The sequence below is a fragment of the Streptomyces glaucosporus genome (genome assembly GCF_039533345.1).
Classification (GTDB): domain Bacteria; phylum Actinomycetota; class Actinomycetes; order Streptomycetales; family Streptomycetaceae; genus Streptomyces; species Streptomyces glaucosporus.
On sequence record NZ_BAAATJ010000007.1, the window covers coordinates 91,657 to 111,347 of the forward strand.

Below are 19,691 nucleotides of genomic sequence, written 5' to 3' on the forward strand. Positions count from 1 at the left end.
CGGTGCGGACATCACTGCCTCTGGGGGTTTCGGTGGGCCTGGCGGATCAGATCGCCGCGGTGCGCGCGGGAACGGGCGATCCGGCCGCGATGGTCGAGGAGTTCCGGCGCACGGCGGTGCTGGTCCCGTTGTCCGGCGGCCGTTTCATGGCGGCCGAGTACGGGGGCATCCGCTGGTTCTACGCCTTCACCGACGAGGAGGCGCTGGCGCGTTTCGCGCGTGAGCGCGGGGCGGCCCCCGGCGAGGCATGGGAGTACGCGGCGCTGCTGGGCGAGCGTCTGCTGGACGTGCTGGTCCCGCGGATGGACGGCCCGGCGGGTGTGGCGGTGAACGTGGCCGACGAGGACGGGTCGATGATGTTCCCGCCCGTCAGGGGCATCGTGCCGGACGACGCCGCGGTGGACGTTCGAGACGGGAGCTGAGGGGAAGGGGGATCTCGCTGATGGGTTCCGACGGGGACCTCGGGCTCAGCCGGCACGCCCTGGACCAGATCACCAGTGGACTGCGCGCCGCGATCGGCGAGTTGAAGGACGTCGGGAACTCGACGGGCGCGCTGCAGGGCAGCGGTTTCGCCGAGATGTCGCTGACGAAGATGGAGGCCGGCGGCGGGCGTCTGGCCGACGCCTTCGAGGGGTTCTGCGAGCGCTGGGAGTGGGGCGTGCGGGCGCTGGTGCAGGACGCCAACGGACTGGCGGCGCGGCTGGGACTCGCGGCCGGGATGCTCTGGGAAGAGGAGCAGTACTGGAAGGGCACCTTCAAGATCGGCCTCAACTCCCTGGTGGGCAACCCGCACGCCACGGAGGACGAGGTCGTCGGGCAGGGGGTCAGGGACATCCTCACCCCGGACGCCCCCGACTACAGCGCGGAGTCGTTCCGGCAGGCCGGCCAGGAGGCCGGACAGGTCTGGAAGGACACCGGGCGCAGCCTGGCGACCGAGGGCTTCGGCGGGTTCCAGGCGAACCTGATGAACCAGGCCGCGGGCATCGACGACCAGACGTTCGAGCGGGGTCTGGACGAAGCGTTCGGTCCCTCGCCGGAGGAGCGGGCGCAGCAGGCGGGGCAGGGCGGTAGCTGATGGGCTTCAAGGACGTCGTCTCGGCGCTCACCCCCGACAGTGCCGAGGACTGGATCGAGGACAGGGTCGAGGACGTCGGCGGGTACGTCGACAAGGGCACCGACTGGGCCGCCGACCAACTGGAGGGCGCCGGCTGGGACCGGGGCGCCGGATTCGTCAGGGAGAAGGGGGACTCGGTCGCCAACAGGCTGGGCGCCGACGTCGGCGAGATGCGGCTGGGCCAGACCGACGACCCGAAGAAGCTGATCCACGGCAGCCCCGACAAGCTGCGCTCCACGGCGGGTCACCTCGACGACTTCCGGAAGGCGTTCGACAACGTCGGGCGGGGGCTGAAGGGCCTGGACTCCTCCGAGTTGAAGGGCGAGGCCGCCGACGCCTTCCGGGAGAAGGCCGCGCTCGAACCTCCCCGGTGGTTCAAGGCCGCGGACGCGTGCGAGAAGGCGGCCAAGGCGCTGAGGGACTTCGCCGGGACGGTCGAGTGGGCCCAGCGGCAGGCGCAGGAGGCCATCGACAGGTACAGACGGGGCGAGGAGGCGTCCGACGCGTACCGCGAGAAGGTCGACGCGTACAACCATGCCGTCATGCTCCGCCGGACGGGTCTGGGGGGCGACGGTCCCCTGCCGGACAGGCCTCCCTCCGAGGACCCCGGAGCCTCCGAGATGCGGGCCGCCCAGGAGATCCTGGACGAGGCCCGCCGGCAGCGCGACGAGGCCGAGGCGGAGGCCGCTTCGGCGGTCGCGGCGGCCCGCGACACGGCCCCGGCCAAGCCCTCCTACGGCGATCAGTTCGTGGACGGGCTCGTCGGCATGCACCTGAACGCGTCGCACTTCTACGGCGGCGTCTTCAAGGGCACCGCGGGCGTGATCAACTTCGCCCGGGGCCTGAACCCCACCGACCCGTACAACCTCACGCACCCCGCCGAGTACCTCACCAACCTCAACAGCACCGCGGCCGGGCTGGTCCGCACGGTCAACGACCCGATGGGCACGCTGCAGAACGCCTGGGAGGGCTTCAGGCAGGACCCCTCGGAGGGGCTGGGCCGCCTGGTGCCCGAGCTGCTGGGCACGCGCGGCGCGGGCAGCGTCAAGAAGCTGATCACCGCGGGGAAACTCCCCCACAACAAGCCCGACGCGCCGCCCCCGCCCAAGGACTGGAGCGATCTGGCGCAACCCGCGAAACACGTTTCGGAAAAGGCGATCCACGCCGATTCGGTGCCGTCGAGGAAAGCACGGGAATTCATCGAGGACCAGTATCCGTGGCTCAAGGACGTCAACAGGACGGGAGAGCCCGGATACACGGTCAACTGCTCCAGGAACGTGATCGCCGTGGACCGGAGGCTCGACGGCCACGAGGCCACGGCCGAACCCCTCCAGCAGCCGGCCCACGTCAACCCCGCCGAACTGGGGGCGCCCAACCGGCCGGTCGGCCAGTACGACTACGTCAACAGCTACGACGACCTGATCAAGGACCTCCAGGCCCGCGGGGAGGGCTCGCGGAGCGTGGTCTACATATCCCGGCCCGATGGCACCGCCCATGTTTTCAACGCGGTCAACACACGGCACGGCGTGGTCTTCCTGGACGGCCAGTCGGGAACGTTGGGGAGACTGGAGGGAAACGTGTCGAGCATCGGACACATACCCTATCGTTGACATTCCGCGACCGCGGCGGGAAAACAGGTGGAAGAAATCAAGGAGAATTCAGTGCTCTCACGGGACGAGGCATTCGCCTCCGCGCTCGAGTACCTCACCCAGGCGTACGCGGGGCAGTACACGATCGTCCTGCAGCCCGAGAAGTCGACGGAGTACCCGGCGGCGTGGGCGGTCCGGTTCGACTCCCAGGAGTACCTCGACACCGGGGACCTCGGGCGCTCGCCCTTCGTCCGGGTGGTCGTCGTCCCCAAGGACGGCAGCGGCCCCCGCTTCCCCCCGAGCCACCAGACCGTCGAGGAGTTCGTCGCCGAGCTCTCCGGGACCACCCCGCCGACCGGAGCCTGACGCGACATGTCCTTCCCCCCCACCTCCCGGAACCCCCAGGGCGACCCCCGGCAGCGGGCGCGGGCCTGGCTGGACGCCACCTACCACGGGCTCGTCGAGCTCGCCGTGCCCGAGCCGGTGGCGGAGGACCGCGGCACCTGGTGGTTCTCCTGCCGGACCAGGCCCCAGCCCGGGTACCCCGCGACGCCCATGCTGGCGGCGACCGTCGTCGTGCCGAAGGACGGGAGCGTCCCCTTCCATCCCGCCTCGAACGACCCGCGGGGGGACGTCGAGGAGTTCCTGCGCGCCCCCTCGCCCCGGACCCTGGACGTCCAGGCCCGCAGGCTCAACGCCCGCGGCTGCGCCGTCACCGTTGCCGCGGCGGTCGGCGGCGCTCCCTCCAGCCCCCTGCCGTGGTCGCCCGTCCACGAGGCGCCCGGGTGGTGGAACCTGCTGCTGCGCCGGTACTTCCGGAGCGCGGAGGTGCTGCGGTGCGCCGACTGGAACGAGGTGATCGCCGCCGCGCGCGAGCCCGGGCCCGGCACCCAGGGGGTGGTGTGGCTGCGCCGTGAGGCCGGCGGCGCGGAGGCGAGCGGGCACCTGCTCTACGTGCACAACAACAACGGCAACGTCGTGCTCCTGGACGGCATGGCCGGCGGGCTCGCCCGGATGGAGGCCGAGGGCGTGCGGGGGCTGGTCTTCGCGCGGTGCCTGCCCTCCGAGTCCGCCCCCACCGCGCCCGCCGCCCCGTGGCGGCGGCCCGCGAGCGGGTTCGCCGAGGCCGTGGCGAAGGCCGAGGCGTGGCTCGCGCACACCTACGACGAGCCGGTGGTCCTGGTCAGCCCCGGCCCCGACGACGAGCGGGAGCGCTGCTGGCTGTTCGCCTGCAACACCAGGGCGTTCCTGGAGGACCGCGACTGGAGCCGCGCGATGCTGGACGCGGCGCTCGTCGTTCCCAAGTCCGCCGCCGAGCCCTTCGGCCTGCCCAACTCCGACCCGTGGTCGTGGTTCGGCGCGTGGGAGCGCGGCGAGGACTGGACCACCGGGACGCTCCCGCCGCCGCCCCGTCCCGGCCCCGCGGCCTGGCTGCCCGCCACCCTGGACGAGCTGGGCCGTCCGCTGTCCTCCTCCGAACACTTGGAGTGGCACACCCTGCTCTCGGAGCTCTCCTCCATGCCGGCGGGGGCGCGCGCTCTCGTCTGGGCCCGCCGCGTCGACGGCAAGGGCCGGGAGACCGTGGGCCTGGTCCTCACCGCGCTGCGCACGGCCGACGGGAACGCGATCATCGACGGTTCGGAGCACCCGGTCACCGATCTGAACGCCATCGGGGCCCGCAGCCTCCATCTCGTCCGCTACCGCTGAGGGCGCACACCTCAGAAGTGGCTCAAATCACTGGCTCCGGGACAGTCGTCGGCGGGACGATCCCCGGGAGGCCGGTTCCGGCGGCCGGGGGGCCGCCGGGCGACGGCCGGGCCGCGGCGGGGGTCCGCGCGGTCCGAGAGGCACACCGGTGCGGTGGCCGGCACGGGGGTACGGCCACCGCATCCCGCCCCCGTGCGGCGTACGGGCACGGTCACTCCCACGCGCGCACCGGCACGGCCGGCGGGCCGGATCAGGCGTCCGCCGCGCGGCGGAGCCTGTCGATCTTCCGCTTCGGGTGGTAGCCGGGGCCGACGCCCTCGACGAGGAGGACGTCGCCGTCGATGTGGTCGGTCCGCAGCGGCAGGATCTCCTGGTACGCCTCCGAGTCGTACCAGGCGCGCGCCTCGTCCATCCCCGGGAACTCGATCATCACCACGTCCCCCGGCCACTGGCCCTCGAGGACCTCCTTCGCTCCTCCGTGGACGAGGAAGCGGCCGGAGTAGGGGTCGAGGGTGTCCTGGATGCGCTCTATGTAGGCGATGACGTCCGGGTGGGGGCCGGGGTGGTTGCGGAGGTGGGCGATGGCGTAGGCGGTCATGGCTTCTCCTGGCGTCTGGTTCCGCCGCCCGGCGTGCGGTGGCGCCGGTGCGCGGGCCCGGCGGGCCCGGTGGTGACCATGCTTCCGCGGCCGGGTGCGGGGGTCGATTACCCGTGAGGTCATGTCGCCGCGGAAGAAGCCGCCGGGGGGAGGAGCGTCCGGGGGAGGAACGGCCGCCCCCGGCCGGAGCCGGGGGCGGGAGCCGCGCGGGGCGGGGTCCTCAGGCCGAGACGGCCGAGAACTCCCGCAGGAACGCCTGGCAGAACGCCTTCAGGTCGTCCGGCTTACGGCTGGTGACCAGGGCGTTCGGCCCGTCCGTGCAGACCGCGACCTCCTTGTCGACCCAGTTGCCGCCCGCGTTGCGGATGTCCGTCCGCAGGCTGGGCCAGGAGGTGAGCATCCGGCCGCGGACCACGTCCGCCTCGATCAGCGTCCACGGGCCGTGGCAGATCGAGGCGACCGGCTTGCCCGTGTGGAAGAACTCCCGGACGAAGGCCACGGCCTTCTCGTCCGTCCGCAGCTCGTCGGGGTTGGCGACGCCGCCGGGCAGCACCAGGCCGTCGAAGTCCTCGATCCGCGCGTCGGCGACCTGCTGGTCCACCGGGAAGGTGTCGGCCTTGTCGAGATGGTCGAACGCCTGGATCCGCCCGCCCTGCGTGGAGAGCAGGACCGGCGTCCCTCCGGCGTCCTTCACGGCCTGCCACGGTTCGGTCAGCTCGACCTGCTCCACGCCCTCCGGGGCCACGAGAAAGGCGACCTTCACTTCTGCCACGTCCTTTCGGCAGTTCGGTCCTCGTACGTACTCCCCCGTACCGGTTCGGCTCCCCGCCCTGGGCCCTCTTATGCCGGTTTTCCGCGTTCACCCTGTTTCCGGGCCTCCCGGACCTTCCGGGGCGCCCGGGCCGGGAGCGCCCGGGCGCCCCGGGCTCCGCAGACGGACGGCCCGCCGGAGCGGGTGCTCCGGCGGGCCGTCCTCGCCCGGCGTGCGGCGCGTCGGCGACTCGGGGGCTTGGCGGTGCTGCGGCTCCCGTGGTCAGACGCTCCGTACGCCGGGGTGTGTCACTTGGCGCGGTAGGCGCCGATGATCGTCTGGGAGAGGCTGTTGCCCTTCTTGTCCTTGACGTTCGCCTTGAGGGAGACGGTCTTGCCCGTGCCCGGGTTCTTGACCAGGACCTTGCCGTTCTTGACCGTGAGCTTCTTCCAGTTCTTGCCGCTGTCGTAGGAGACGTACACGCTCAGCGACTTCAGGTTCTTGCCCGCGGCCGAGCCCTGCACCTTCACCGGCACCGACACCGTGGCCTTCGCCTTGGAGGTGCCCTCCAGGGACAGCTTCGGCGTGAAGCGCACCGCCGTCGCCGGGAGCCTGGTCTCCTCCTCGGTGCGGGCGGAGGTGAAGGTGTAGGTGGCGCTCACCTTGCTGCTCAGCTTCGACGTCTTGGCGCGGTCGAGGGTGGTGACCAGCTTGTAGGACGCCTTGCCCTTCGGCAGGGTGAACTCGACGTAGTCCAGGACGTCGTTGTGCGTGGCGTACTTCTCGCCGTTGCGGTACAGCGTCGTCTTCGCCGACTCGTACGCGCTGCCGCCGTAGTGGCCCGCGCTGTCGGCCAGCGGGTTGACCATGCCGTAGAGGCTGTCCCCCTGGCGGAAGATGCCGTCCGTCTTGGTCAGGTTGGGGCCGAAGACACCGCCGTTGAAGGTGCGGCTGTACTTCTTGCCCGCGGTGAACTTCTCTGCCTCGGCGAAGTAGGAGGCCTCGAACTCGCCGTTCTTGTTGACCTGCAGGAAGTCCTGGGACCACTCCAGGCCCTTGGCCTTGACGTACACCGTCGTGGTGTTCGGGAGCTTGCGCTCCATCCCGACGGCCCAGAACACGGTGGCCGGCGTGGTGGACAGGACGCCGGTGCGGCCGGAGGCCGTCGCGCCCTGGCCGACGGTGATCCTGGCCATCTCCGACTGCTTGGTGTGCGTGCTCAGGCCGGTGTAGAAGCTGCCCTTGCGGTGGTGGGCGGTGCGGTACTCCGTGTTGCCGTTGGTCCAGAAGGCGTTGGCGGTCGCCTCGATCTCGACGCTGGACGCGGTGCCGAGCTGGGCGGTGCGGAAGCCCTGCTTCAGGTTGCCCGTCTCGACGGAGAAGCCGGCGTAGCCGTCGTTGCCCTCCGCGGAGAACTCCACGGTCAGGTCGGACAGCTTGGCCTTCTTGTCGTCCACCGTCATCGAGATCTTCTTGGCCTTGCGGGCGTCGAAGGTGAGCGTGGTGTTCTTGGTGAGCTTCACCTCCGGCGCGAGGATCCAGTCCTCGCCCTCGATGGAGTCCTTGTCCTTGCCCGGCAGGTCGATGACCGTGGACAGGACGTAGCTGCTCTTGGGCAGCCGGACCGTGGCGGTGCCGTTCTCGCCGTACAGCTCGTGGAAGTCGCCCTCGTTGTACGGGGCCAGGGTGGTGTCCCACAGCTTGGCGGGCTTGCCGTCGCGGCCGATGGCCCGCACGGTCAGGTCGTAGGACTCCACCTCGCGGTCGACGGCGGCCGCGGTGCGGACGGTCTGCCCGCCGCCGGTCGCCGTGATCGCCGCGCTGTACGCGCCGTTCAGGTTGCCGCCGAGGCGGGTGTCCGCGGTGACGTCGACGGTGGCCGTGCCGCCCGCGGGGACGGTGACCTTGTCGGCGGCGAGGGTGAACATGCCGTTCGGGGCGGGCTCGCCCTTGGGGTCCGTGGCGGCGATGGCCAGGTCCAGGGTGACGTCCTCGGTGCCGAGGTTGCGGTACGTGACGGGCTTGGTGATCGGCTTGTCGTCGCCGTGCGGCCACTGGGCCGTGCCGAAGGAGAGCGAGACCGGCTCGGCGACGACCGTCTGCCCGATCGCCCTGGCCACGTCGGCCCGGCCGGAGCCCTGCTGGAAGGCGGTGTAGCCCGGGCCCGGCTTGGTGGAGGCCGTCAGCACGGCCTTGATCCGCTCACCGCTCCAGTCGGGGTGCTGCTGGGCCAGCAGTGCCGCGGCGCCCGCGACGTGCGGGGTCGCCATGGAGGTTCCCGAAATCGCCACGTAGCCGTCGGCGACCTTCTGGCCCTCCTGCTCGATGATGCTGCCCTTGGCCGCGGCGGCGCCGATGTCCACGCCGGGGGCGGTCAGGTCGGGCTTGAGCCCGCCGTCGCCGATCCGCGGGCCGATGGAGGAGAAGTCGGCGAGCTTGTCCTGCTTGTCCACGGCGCCGACGGTCAGCGCGGCGTCCGCGCTGCCCGGGGTGCCGATGGTGGAGGGGCTGGGGCCGTCGTTGCCCGCCGCGATCACGAAGAGGGCGCCGCTGTCCTTCGACAGCCGGTTGACGGCCTCCTCCATGGGGTCGATCTCGGGGGTGTCGTAGTCGCCGAGGCTGAGGTTGAGGATCTTGGCGCCCTGCGCCACGGCCCACTCCATGCCCTCGATGATCTCCGAGGTGGTGCCGTAGCCGTCGTCGTCCAGAACCTTGGCGTTGAGCAGCCTGGCCCCGGGGGCGACGCCCTTGTACTTCCCCTTGGACCTGGCGCCCGAGCCGGCCGCGATGGAGGCGACGTGGGTGCCGTGCCCGAAGCGGTCCTTGGTGTCCTTGGCCGCGGAGAAGTTCTTCTCCCCGGCGATCTGCCCGGCGAAGTCCTGGTGCGTGGTGTCGATGCCGGTGTCCAGGACGGCGATGGTGACGCCCTTGCCGTCGTATCCGGCCTCCCAGGCGGCGGGGGTGCCGATCTGCGCCACGCTCTTGTCCAGCGTGGCCCGGTGGATCCCGTCGAGCGAGACGGTGGCGACCCCGGAGGCCGCCGCGAGCTGCCCGGCGGTGGAGGACGGCCGGGTCAGGGCCGCCCAGGCGTCGGCCGCGGCGTCCTCGGCGACGGTCAGCGCCTCGCCGTTGACCGAGCGGAAGGCGGCGCGGACGGTCGGGTCGGCCTCGGCGTGGAGTTCGGCCTTGGCCGCGGGCTTCGAGCCCCGGTAGGTGACGATGACCGGGACGCCGTTCCCGGCGGTCCTGCGGTGGCGCTCGCGGGCGAGTTCGGTGATGTCGAACAGCCGCTTGTCGAGCTTGCGCTCGCGTATGAGGCGGGTGACGTCCCTCGGGAGCACGTAGGTGTGCCCCTCGTTGCGGACGACCTGGACGGGTACGTCCTCGCGCCCCTTGGCGCGGATCATCCCGGCGACCTCGCCCTGCCGGTCGAGCACGACCTTGTCGCCCGTGATGAGGGTGATGACCCGTCGGTCCTGGGACGTCCGGTCGGCGCCCTGGCGGGCTCCGGTCTCGGACGGCCGGTCGGTCGGGGCGGCGGACGATGCGGTGGTCAGCCCCATCGTCAGTGCGGCGGCCACGGCAGTGGCTATCGCGACGACGCCCACTCTCTTCTGTTGTGTCAATGTTCCCCCTGGTGATCTCATCACCATGCGTGGGGGACCCCAGCGGCCCCCCGCGCGAGCAGTATGCGGGAGGCCGTCGCACCAGCGCCATATGACGACATATGGGACTGGGGTTCTACGCGTGCCCCGGGTGATTGCGCCCCTTCCCCACCGGAGCGCCACCCCCGGGTGACGGCCTTCGCGATGGAGTAGACGTGTCAGTCCCCCGTCCGGTTGCCCCGCGCGCCTCTTTTTTCCCCGACGGTGAGCCGCCCCCCGCGGACGGCGGCGACCCGGCCGGCGCGGCGGGCTACGGAACTGTCGTGGGTGACCAGCGCGAACGTCAGGTCGTGCTCCCGATGACCAGCGCGATGCCGAGCGCGAGTCCGGAGGCGACGACGAGCGCCGTCTTCCTGCGGCGGCGCGATTCCCGCCGGAGGCAGGTGAGGAACATGGGCGAGAACGTAGGGACGCCCGCTCACGGTTCGCTGAGCGGCTCATGAGAGGACGGCGAGAAGTCCGGCCCGCCCCGCGCGGGCGTCCTCCCGGGCCCGGACACGCCGAGGCGGCGGGCGCTGCGCGGCGCCCGCCGCCTGGTGGGACGGATCACGGTGCGGCCGGCCGGTCGCGGACCGCCGGACCGGGAAACGTCAGAGAGCGGAACCCGCCTTCCACTTGTCCCAGGACATGTTCCAGCCGTTGAGGCCGTTGTCCGGGGTGATCTGCTTGTCCGGCGAGTTCTTCACGATGACGACATCGCCGAGGAGCGACTGGTCGTAGAACCAGGCACCGTCCTGGTCGGCGTCGTTGGCGCCCTGGACGTCGTTGAGGCCGATGCAGCCGTGGCTGGTGTTGGCGTTGCCGAAGACCGAGTCGGCCGCCCAGTAGTTGCCGTGGATGAAGGTGCCGGAGGTCGACAGGCGCATGGCGTGCGGCACGTCCTTGATGTCGTACTCGCCCTTGCCGTCGTCGTCGGTGAAGCCGACCGTGGCGCCGTTCATCCGGGTCTCCTTGAACTTCTCGGAGATCACCATCTGGCCGTTGTAGGTCGGGGTCGCGGGGCTGCCCGCCGTGATCGGGATGGTGCGGATGGTCTTGCCGTCCCGGACGACCTTCATCTGCTTGGCCTTCACGTCCACCGTGCTGACCTGGGAGCGGCCGACGGTGAAGGTGATGGTCTTGTCCTGGACGCCGACGACGTTCGGCGCGCCCTCGACACCGTCGAGGTTGAGGTCGACGGTGACCTTGGAGCCGGCCTTCCAGTACTCCTCGGGACGGAAGTCCAGGCGCGTGTCGCTGAACCAGTGGCCCACGACCTCCTGGCCGCTGGTGGTGTTGACCTCGATCGCGGCCTCGACGGCCTTCTTGTCGGTGATGCCCTTGTCGAAGTTGATGGAGACCGGCATGCCGACGCCCACGGTCGAACCGTCCTCGGGCGTGTAGTAGCCGATGAAGCTGTTGGACGGCGAGACCGTGGTGAAGGTGGAGTTCTCGTGCGCCTTCCGGCCCTCGGAGTCCTCGGCCTTCGCGGAGATCGTGTACTCGGTGGCGCGTTCGAGCTGGCCGTCGGGCTGCCAGCTCTTCCCGTCGGCCGAGACCGTGCCCGCCACCTCCTGGCCCGTGGCGGTGGCCTTCATGGTCACCTCGGTGAGCTTGCCGCCCTTCACCGTGACCTTGACGCCGTTTATGGTGGAATTGTCCGATCCGTCCTTCGGATTGATGACTATTCGCGCGCTGGAGGCCTTCTCCGCCGCGGCCTTGTCGGCCTGCGCCTGCCCCTTCTCCGGCTTCTTCGCCGCGTCCTCGCCGGAGCCGCCGCCGTCACCGCCGCCCCCGCACGCCGACAGGGTGAGCACCCCACTGAGCAACGCGGCCACCGCCGCAACACTCCTGCGGCGCTTGCCGTCCGTCATCACACGCTTCTCCATCCGCTCACGAACCTCTGGCTCCCGCTCCGCGTCCCACGCCGTCCAGTGAGGATAAACGGGATATCCAACCCCACAGCCGCACGTAGGAGAACGCAAGGAAGCTGTGACCCGTTCCACCCAGGGTAAGACTGTGGGATAAGACACCCGTTCACGGCCGGAGGTTGCAGCGCCGGGCGGGAATTCCCCCACCGTTCCGGATCGTTACCGGACGCCCACCACCGACGGCGCCCGAGCACACCGGACCGTTTTCCGCGCATCGCACAGTGTATGTGCCGGTGTGATCCGGATCGCAGTGTGACGGACCTGTGGAGAGCGGCGGCGGAAGGACGATCGTCCTACCGGCCGCCTTTCCCGCGGCCCCCCTCCGTGACTAGCATCGTGATCCGCACCGTCGACTCGCAGCACCGAGGAGGCTCTTCCGTGCGAGCACACCGCCGACCGCTGGTGACCGCCGCCGTCGCGGGCGGCCTCCTGCTCGGCCTGTGGTTCGTCCCGTCCGCGAACGCCACCGGCGAGGCCGGCGCCGCCGACCGGCCCGGCGCCTCGGCGGCACAGGTCCAGGGGCAGACGCCGGCCGCGTCCGGAAACGCCGCCCCGGCAGGGGTCGAACTGGCCGACACCGGCAGCTTCGACACCACCCCCTACTTCGTCGGCGGCCTCGGCTTCCTGGGCGCGGGCGCCGCCCTGCTGGCCCACGCCCGCATCCGCTCCGGCCGCGAAGGGCTCACGCCAGCGGTCCGGTGACGGTCTCGGCCGCCGCCACGGCCCCTCCTCCCCGGACGAAGTCCTCGGCCGCCGCCAACTCCGGTGCCAGGAAGCGGTCCTCGCCCGGTCCGGCCGCTCCCGCCTCGCGCAGCGCGGCCACCACGGCCGAGGCGGCGGGCGACGGGACCAGCCCCTCCGCGGCCCGCAGCTCGATCGCGCGGGCCGCGGTGTAGAGCTCGACGGCCAGCACACGGGTCAGGGCGTCCACGGCGGTCCGCAGCTTGCGGGCGGCCGACCAGCCCATCGAGACGTGGTCCTCCTGCATGGCCGAGGACGGGATCGAGTCCACCGAGGCCGGGACGGCCAGCCGCTTCATCTCGCTCACCAGGGCGGCCTGGGTGTACTGGGCGATCATCAGGCCCGAGTCCACGCCCGCGTCGTCCGCGAGGAAGGGCGGCAGCCCGTGGGAGCGGTTCCTGTCCAGCAGCCGGTCGGTGCGGCGCTCGGCGACCGAGGCCAGGTCGGCGGCGGCGATGGCGAGGAAGTCCAGCACGTAGGCGACGGGCGCGCCGTGGAAGTTCCCGTTGGACTCCACGCGGCCGTCGTGCAGCACCACGGGGTTGTCCACGGCCGCGGCCAGCTCCCGCTCGGCGACGGCGCGGGCGTGCGCCAGGGTGTCGCGGCCCGCGCCGGCGACCTGGGGCGCGCAGCGCACGGAGTAGGCGTCCTGCACCCGGGGAGCGTCGTCCTGGTGGTGCCCGGTCATGCCGGAGCCCGCCAGGATCTTCAGCATGTTGGCGGCGGACGCGGCCTGGCCGGGGTGCGGGCGGATGGCGTGCAGCTCGGGGGCGAGCACCCTCTCCGTGCCCAGCAGCGCCTCCAGGGCGAGGGCGGCGGTGACGTCCGCGCAGGTGAACAGGCGGGCGAGGTCGTCGCAGGCCAGCACCAGCATGCCGAGCATCCCGTCGGTGCCGTTGAGCAGCGCCAGGCCCTCCTTCTCCCGCAGCTCGACGGGGGCCAGGCCGTGCTCGGCCAGCAGTTCGGCCGCGGGGCGCACCCGCCCGTCCGGTCCCTCGGCGTCGCCCTCGCCCATCAGGGCCAGCGCGCAGTGCGACAGCGGGGCGAGGTCGCCGGAGCAGCCGAGGGAGCCGTACTCGTGGACGACGGGGGTGATCCGCGCGTTGAGCAGGCCCGCCATGGCCCGGGCGACCTCCGGCCGCACGCCCGTGTGCCCGGAGGCGAGGGTCTTCAGCCGCAGGAACATCAGCGCCCGCACCACCTCGCGCTCCACGCGCGGGCCCATCCCGGCGGCGTGCGAGCGGACGATGTTGCGCTGGAGCCTCACGCGCAGGCCGGCGGGGATGTGCCGGACGGCGAGGGCTCCGAAGCCGGTGGAGACGCCGTAGACGGGGTCCGGCCCCGCGGCCAGGTCCTCGACGGTCCGCCGGGCGGCGGCGAGGGCGTCCAGCGCCTCCGCGGACAGTTCGACGGGGGCCAGGCCGCGGGCGACGGCCACGACGTCCCCGGCGGTGGTGCCGGAGGAGCCGACCACTACACGGTGCTGCATATCCATATTCAGGAACACTAGGGAGTGAATCGGGTTCTGTCACCGTCCCGGCGGCACCGCACAGCGGGGACCACGCCGGATCACACGCCGGGACCGCGCGCCGGCTCACGCGTCCAGGCCGCGGATGCGGCGGCGGTCGCCCGAGATCCGGGCCGCCTCCGCCTCGTCCGCCAGCCGGATCACGGCGTCCTCGGCCTCCTCGCCGTCCTCCGCCCCCTCGCGCCCGGCCACCACCGGTTTGGCCGTACGGGCGGCCTTCGCCCGGTACTGGGCGGCGTCCGCGAGGCGGAACAGCCGGCGGGCCGAGCGGACCGGGCCTATCGGGTCGCCCGTGGAGGCCAGCCCGCAGGCGACCCCCTCGCCCAGCTCCAGCTCGGCGGCCCGGCGGCACACCTCGTCCGCGACCCGGACCACCTCGTCCGCCGACGGCCCGACCGCCAGCAGGCAGAACTCGTCCCCGCCCAGCCGGGCGACCAGCGTCTCCGGGAGCATCGCGCCGCACAGCGACAGCACCGAGGCGAAACGTTCCAGCAGACGGTCGCCCGCCTCGTGGCCCAGCCGGTCGTTGACCGCCTTGAGCCCGTTGACGTCGCAGACCAGCAGGCTCACCACCGTCCCGTCCGCCCGGTGCCTCTCCAGCGCCTCGTCCAGGCGCACGTCCACCGCCCGCCGGTTCGCCAGGCCGGTGAGGGGGTCGGTGAAGGCCAGCCGGCGCACCTCCTCCAGCCGCTCGGTCTGGGCGATCCCGGCGGCCACCACCGACGCCAGCACGGTGGCGAAGTCGGCGTCGGCGCGGCCGAAGGCGGGCCGGCCCGCCTCCCGCGCCACGTACAGCTCGCCCCACGCCCGCCCGTGCAGCACGATCGGGGCGACCACGCAGCAGCCCCGCCCGCGGCGGCGCAGCGCGGCCGCGCGCCGGGTGCCCGGCACGTCCCCCGGGCCGTCCGCCGTCTCCAGCCAGGCGCGCGGCTCGCCGCCGTCCGCCCAGCGCCGGTGGAGGAACCCGGTGATCTCCGGGAAGTCGTGAACGGGGTACGACTCGTCCCCGGGGAACTCCTCCTCGTCCTCCCGCAGCTCCCCCACGTTGGCCAGCACTCGCAGCCGCCCGCGTTCACGCTCCCAGACGGAGACGGCCGCGAAGGAGCCGTCCATCGCCGTCCGCGCGCCCTCGGCCGCGGCGCGGGCGACGTCGCGCAGGCCGGGGGCGGCGGCCATCGCCTGCGCCAGCGCCACCACGGTCCTCAGTCGCGCGTCGTCACCCATGCCGCACCCGATTCATACGACCCAGGTTATGGGCCTTCCCTCCGGTGCACCCTCCTGATCACACCGGCTCTCGGGCCTCGTGCCCACTCGCTCCCGGCTCACTCCCCGGGCCAGCGCGGGGTCCGCTTCTCGTTGAAGGCCGCCACGCCCTCGGCGCGGTCCCCGGAGAACGCCACCGTGCGCCAGGCCGCGTCCTCGACCTCCAGGCCCGCGCGCAGGTCCATGCCCCAGCCGGTGCGCAGCGCCCGCTTGGCCGCCCGCAGGCCCACCGGGGAGTTGGCGGCGATGCGCCGGGCCAGTGCCAGCGCCTCGGCACGGTCCTCGCCCTCGGCCACCAGGTGGTCGACCAGCCCCAGCTCACGGGCCTCGGCGGCCTCCACCCGCCGCGCGGTGAAGATCAGCTCCGCGGCGCGGGCGGCTCCCACCCGGCGCGGCAGGAGCTGGGTGCCGCCCCCGCCGGGGATCACCCCGACGGACACCTCCGGCAGACCTACCACGGCGGTGGGGTCGGCGACGATCAGGTCGCAGGACAGGGCCAGCTCGAAGCCTCCGCCCAGCGCGAACCCGTGCACGGCGGCGATCGTGGGGACCGGCAGCTCCAGCACCCCGGTGTAGGCGGCGCGGGCCTGCGGCCGCTGCCGCGCCAGGTCCGCGTCGGTGAAGGAGTTGCGCTCCTTGAGGTCGGCGCCCACGCAGAACGCCCTCTCGTGGGTGGAGGAGAGCACCACCGCCCGCACCCGCCGGTCGGCGGCGAGGGCGGCGCACGCCTCCCCGATGCGGCGGGCCATCTCGGTGGAGACGGCGTTCATCGCCCTGGGCCGGTCCAGCACCAGCTCGGCGACGTGGCCGTCCGCCTCCCTGCGCACCGCGACCCACTCGCCGAACCGCTCCTCGCTCACGTCCTCGCTCACGTCGTCCACGCAGCCCTTCCGGTTAACGATCGCTCACTGGTGTCGAGCGCATCATGCCATCCGACCGCCCGTTCGGTCAGGGGACGGGGAGGGCGGAAGGGGGGCGACGAGGGTGATGAGGGGGATGAGAGGAAGGGGGCGTGTCAGGAGGGGCGGCGGCTGAGCAGCCACGGCTCGATGACGCCCAGGCCGCGCACCGGACGCTGGTAGAGGGGCCGGAGCGCGAAGCGGTACGCCGAGGTGTCGTCCGTCCCCTTCTCCGACTCCGGCGCCTGGCCGGAGGAGACCAGCTCGGCGCGGAGCTCCTCGTCGACCAGCACCGCGTCCTTGGGGGCTATGGAGGTCAGCCGGCTGGCCAGGTTGACCGTGTTGCCGAAGACGTCCCCCATCCGGGTGGTGACCGTGCCGAAGGCCATGCCCACGCGCAGCTCGGGCATCGTCTCGTCGTTGGCCAGGGTCTCGATCAGCCGCAGGCCGATCTCGGCCGCCGTGCCCGCGTCGTCGGCGACGTAGAGCACCTCGTCGCCGAGGGTCTTGATGAGCCGCCCGCCGTGCGCGGCGATCAGGTCGGCGGCGGTGGTCTCGAACGCCTCGACCAGCTCGCCGAGCTCCTCCTCCTCCAGCCGGCGGGTCAGCCGGGTGAAGCCCACCAGATCGGCGAAGGCGACCGCCTGCCGCCGGTCCACCATCTCCTCGTCGTCCTGCGCGACCCGGCCGGTGGCCGCGGCGAGCTGCCGCCGCCAGACGTACACCAGGAACTCCTGGAGCTCGGGCAGGAGCAGCTCCATCAGCGGGTACGCCACCTCGGTGCGGGTCATCCCCGGCTCCGGCGGTTCGGTCAGGCCCTCCAGGAAGGAGTCGATCTGCCACTCCGCCAGACGCGCCGTCGTCTGCCCGGTGGAGCGCGCCACCTGGACGGCCATCGCCTCGCTGAGCAGCCCGGCCTCCACCAGGCCGGCCAGCCGCCGCAGCGCCAGCACGTCGGCCTCGGTCAGCGCCCGGGCCTGGCCGATGTCGGCGAACCCCATCGCCCGCCAGAAGCGGGCCGCCAGCTCCATCGGGACGTCGGCCGCGCGGGCCGCCTGGAAGGGCGTGTACTGCCGCGGGGCGCCCAGGATCAGCTGCTCGATGCGGAGCGCCAGGGGGTCCTCCTCGGCCCGGTCCGCGTCGCCGGCCGCCGCACCGCCCGCCGCCGGCCCTCCGGCCGCCGTCGGCTCTTCGGCTGGGGTGCCCGAGTCGTCCACTGCCCTTCCGATCCACTCACTGCCGCCGCGCCCGCCGCGCTGGGTCGAGTCAACGATACGGCAGGTGTGCCCTGGCTCACTCTCCCGACCGCGCTTCCGGGGGCTCCTCCGGCGCGGGCCTGAGATGCACGATGTCGCCCGCCTCCACCGGCTCCTGCACCCCCTCGGCGCTCGCCAGGACCAGCCGCCCGTCGCCGTCCACCGCGACCGCCTCGCCCACCAGCTCGCGTCCGCCGGGCAGCAGGGCGCGCACCCGTCGTCCGAGGGTGGCGCATCCGGCGGTGTACGCCTCCCGGATCCGGCTCGCCTCCGGGTCCCCGTCCGCCGCGTGCCAGCGGCCGTACCACTCCTCCAGCGACCGGAGCACGGACCTCAGCAGCGGGTCGCGGTCGGCGCCGGGCGCGCCCGCCAGCGTGAGCGAGCCGGCCGTGGGCACCGGCAGCTCGTCCTCGCGCAGCGAGACGTTGAGCCCGATGCCGAGCACCACGGAGGCGGTCCCGTCGGGGTGCGCGACCCGCTCGGCGAGGATGCCGCCGAGCTTCCGCTCCTCGCCGCCGGCCCGTACCAGGACGTCGTTGGGCCATTTCAGCGCCGTGTCCACCCCGGCCGTACGGGCCAGGGCGGCGGCGGTCGCGACCCCGGCGAGCAGCGGCAGCCAGCCCCACCGCCGTGCGGGCGCCGCCGGGGTGAGCAGGACGGAGAAGAACAGACCCGAACGGGCGGGGGCCGTCCAGGCCCGCTCCAGCCGCCCGCGCCCGGCGGTCTGCCGCTCGGCGACCAGCACCTCCCCCTCCCGCGCCTCGCCCCTGGCCGCCCGCGCGGCGAGGTCGGTGTTGGTGGAGCCGGTCTCGGCGACCACCTCCAGGGAGGTCCACAGCGATTCGGGGCGGAGCAGCGCGCGGCGCAGCGCGGCGGCGTTCAGAGGGGGCCGGTCCAGGTCCGACCAGGGGTTGTCCGAGGGGTCCTTGGGCGTCATGCAAGACAGCGTAGGTGTGGCAAACGCCGCACCTCCGTACCGCTCGGCCGCCGATACGCTACGAGTCGGTAGCCAGACGTTCACGACGAGGAGCCGCAGCCCGTGTCCGAGCAGCAGAGCCCAGCCCCCGAGGACCACGAGCGTCACACGACCGCGGGCAAGCTCGCGGATCTGCGGCGGCGCATCGAGGAGGCCACCAACGCGGGGTCGGCGCGCGCCGTGGAGAAGCAGCACGCCAAGGGCAAGCTGACCGCCCGTGAGCGGATCGCCCTGCTCCTGGACGAGGGGTCCTTCGTCGAGCTGGACGAGTTCGCCCGCCACCGCTCCACCCACTTCGGGCTGGAGAGGAACCGGCCCTACGGCGACGGCGTCGTCACCGGCTACGGCACGGTGGACGGGCGCCCGGTGGCCGTCTTCTCCCAGGACTTCACGGTCTTCGGCGGCGCGCTGGGAGAGGTCTACGGGCAGAAGATCGCCAAGGTGATGGACTTCGCCCTGAAGACGGGCTGCCCCGTCGTCGGCATCAACGACTCCGGCGGCGCCCGCATCCAGGAGGGCGTGGCCTCGCTGGGCGCGTACGGCGAGATCTTCCGCCGCAACACCCACGCCTCCGGCGTGATCCCGCAGATCTCGCTGGTGGTGGGCCCCTGCGCGGGCGGCGCGGTCTACTCCCCGGCCATCACCGACTTCACGGTGATGGTGGACCAGACCTCGCACATGTTCATCACCGGCCCGGACGTCATCAAGACGGTGACCGGCGAGGACGTCGGCTTCGAGGAGCTGGGCGGCGCCCGCACCCACAACGCCACCTCCGGCGTCGCCCACTACATGGCCTCCGACGAGAGGGACGCCGTCGAGTACGTCAAGGCGCTGCTGTCGTACCTGCCGTCCAACAACCTCTCCGAGCCGCCCGCCTTCCCCGAGGAGGCGGACCTGGAGGTGTCCGGGGCCGACCTCGAACTGGACGCGCTGATCCCGGACTCGGCCAACCAGCCGTACGACATGCACACCGTGATCGAGCACGTGCTGGACGACGGCGAGTTCCTGGAGACCCAGCCGCTGTTCGCGCCGAACATCCTCACAGGCTTCGGCCGGGTGGAGGGCCGGCCGGTCGGTGTCGTGGCCAACCAGCCGATGCAGTTCGCCGGCTGCCTGGACATCGACGCCTCCGAGAAGGCCGCGCGCTTCGTGCGGACCTGCGACGCGTTCAACGTCCCGGTGCTGACCTTCGTGGACGTGCCCGGCTTCCTGCCCGGCACCGACCAGGAGTACGGCGGGATCATCCGGCGGGGCGCCAAGCTGATCTACGCCTACGCGGAGGCGACGGTCCCGCTGATCACCGTCATCACCCGCAAGGCGTTCGGCGGCGCGTACGACGTCATGGGCTCCAAGCACCTGGGCGCGGACCTCAACCTCGCCTGGCCGACGGCCCAGATCGCGGTGATGGGCGCCCAGGGCGCGGTCAACATCCTGCACCGCAAGACCCTGGCGGCGGCCGCCACGCCCGAGGAGCAGGAGGAGCTGCGGGCGCGGCTCACCGCCGAGTACGAGGACACCCTCCTCAACCCGTATGTGGCGGCCGAGCGCGGGTACGTGGACGCGGTGGTCATGCCGTCCGACACCCGGCGCCACATCGTGCGGGGCCTGCGCGCGCTGCGCACCAAGCGCGAGTCGCTGCCGCCGAAGAAGCACGGCAACATCCCGCTCTGACCCCCTGCGGCCGGGCCCCGGGG

Annotated in this window: 16 protein-coding genes; 7 read left to right on the top strand and 9 right to left on the bottom strand. The window is 72.5% G+C overall.

Annotated elements, in window-relative coordinates; genetic code table 11:
- The first annotated feature begins 32 nt into the window (after positions 1-32).
- The 5 genes from ABD358_RS10640 to ABD358_RS10660 are packed head-to-tail and all read left to right on the top strand — an operon-like array spanning position 33 to position 4,410.
- Complete coding sequence (locus ABD358_RS10640; protein ID WP_344630667.1) at positions 33-422, top strand: SseB family protein; 390 nt, start codon at positions 33-35, stop codon at positions 420-422.
- Between the two features lie 20 nt (positions 423-442).
- The gene (locus tag ABD358_RS10645) at positions 443-1,075 is read left to right on the top strand and encodes a hypothetical protein (RefSeq protein ID WP_344630668.1); all 633 of its coding nucleotides are present in this window, start codon (positions 443-445) and stop codon (positions 1,073-1,075) included.
- Positions 1,075-2,724: a putative T7SS-secreted protein gene (locus ABD358_RS10650; protein ID WP_344630669.1), complete on the top strand. Its 1,650-nt coding sequence runs from the start codon at positions 1,075-1,077 to the stop codon at positions 2,722-2,724. Before ABD358_RS10645 ends, ABD358_RS10650 begins: the two co-directional genes overlap by 1 nt.
- A gap of 51 nt (positions 2,725-2,775) precedes the next feature.
- Entirely contained in the window at positions 2,776-3,069 is a 294-nt protein-coding gene (locus tag ABD358_RS10655; RefSeq protein WP_344630670.1) for a YrhB domain-containing protein, read from the top strand.
- Between the two features lie 6 nt (positions 3,070-3,075).
- Positions 3,076-4,410: a YrhB domain-containing protein gene (locus ABD358_RS10660; RefSeq protein WP_344630671.1), complete on the top strand. Its 1,335-nt coding sequence runs from the start codon at positions 3,076-3,078 to the stop codon at positions 4,408-4,410.
- 250 nt (positions 4,411-4,660) lie between these two features.
- Here the strand turns inward: ABD358_RS10660 and ABD358_RS10665 are convergent, their stop codons facing one another.
- From ABD358_RS10665 to ABD358_RS10680, 4 genes are all read right to left on the bottom strand, one after another.
- Positions 4,661-5,008, bottom strand: a complete 348-nt coding sequence (locus ABD358_RS10665; protein ID WP_344630672.1) for a DUF1330 domain-containing protein — start codon at positions 5,006-5,008, stop codon at positions 4,661-4,663.
- 220 nt (positions 5,009-5,228) lie between these two features.
- Positions 5,229-5,771: a type 1 glutamine amidotransferase domain-containing protein gene (locus ABD358_RS10670; protein ID WP_344630763.1), complete on the bottom strand. Its 543-nt coding sequence runs from the start codon at positions 5,769-5,771 to the stop codon at positions 5,229-5,231.
- Positions 5,772-6,067: 296 nt separating this feature from the next.
- Positions 6,068-9,367 (bottom strand): S8 family peptidase, encoded by a 3,300-nt coding sequence (locus tag ABD358_RS10675; protein WP_344630673.1) that lies wholly within the window; start codon positions 9,365-9,367, stop codon positions 6,068-6,070.
- A gap of 647 nt (positions 9,368-10,014) precedes the next feature.
- The gene (locus ABD358_RS10680) at positions 10,015-11,292 is read right to left on the bottom strand and encodes a L,D-transpeptidase (RefSeq protein WP_344630674.1); all 1,278 of its coding nucleotides are present in this window, start codon (positions 11,290-11,292) and stop codon (positions 10,015-10,017) included.
- A gap of 420 nt (positions 11,293-11,712) precedes the next feature.
- Between ABD358_RS10680 and ABD358_RS10685 the strand changes: the two genes are divergently transcribed.
- Positions 11,713-12,036 carry a hypothetical protein gene (locus ABD358_RS10685; RefSeq protein ID WP_344630675.1) on the top strand — a complete coding sequence of 108 codons (324 nt, stop codon included), beginning with the start codon at positions 11,713-11,715 and terminating at the stop codon, positions 12,034-12,036.
- Here the strand turns inward: ABD358_RS10685 and hutH are convergent.
- The 5 genes from hutH to ABD358_RS10710 all read right to left on the bottom strand — a co-directional run bounded on the left by hutH (position 12,017) and on the right by ABD358_RS10710 (position 17,958).
- A complete protein-coding gene (gene hutH, locus ABD358_RS10690) occupies positions 12,017-13,570 on the bottom strand; it encodes a histidine ammonia-lyase (protein WP_344630676.1) in 1,554 nt (517 codons plus the stop codon). The two genes, ABD358_RS10685 and hutH, sit on opposite strands and share 20 nt — an antisense overlap.
- Before the next feature lie 99 nt (positions 13,571-13,669).
- Positions 13,670-14,827: a GGDEF domain-containing protein gene (locus ABD358_RS10695; RefSeq protein ID WP_344630677.1), complete on the bottom strand. Its 1,158-nt coding sequence runs from the start codon at positions 14,825-14,827 to the stop codon at positions 13,670-13,672.
- Between the two features lie 98 nt (positions 14,828-14,925).
- Positions 14,926-15,726, bottom strand: coding sequence for an enoyl-CoA hydratase/isomerase family protein (locus ABD358_RS10700; protein ID WP_344630764.1), 801 nt, complete (start codon positions 15,724-15,726; stop codon positions 14,926-14,928).
- 155 nt (positions 15,727-15,881) lie between these two features.
- A complete protein-coding gene (locus ABD358_RS10705; protein ID WP_425576292.1) occupies positions 15,882-16,982 on the bottom strand; it encodes an adenylate/guanylate cyclase domain-containing protein in 1,101 nt (366 codons plus the stop codon).
- Positions 16,983-17,058: 76 nt separating this feature from the next.
- Positions 17,059-17,958, bottom strand: coding sequence for a biotin--[acetyl-CoA-carboxylase] ligase (locus ABD358_RS10710; protein WP_344630678.1), 900 nt, complete (start codon positions 17,956-17,958; stop codon positions 17,059-17,061).
- 102 nt (positions 17,959-18,060) lie between these two features.
- Between ABD358_RS10710 and ABD358_RS10715 the strand changes: the two genes are divergently transcribed.
- A complete protein-coding gene (locus ABD358_RS10715) occupies positions 18,061-19,668 on the top strand; it encodes an acyl-CoA carboxylase subunit beta (RefSeq protein WP_344630679.1) in 1,608 nt (535 codons plus the stop codon).
- Positions 19,669-19,691: the final 23 nt, after the last annotated feature.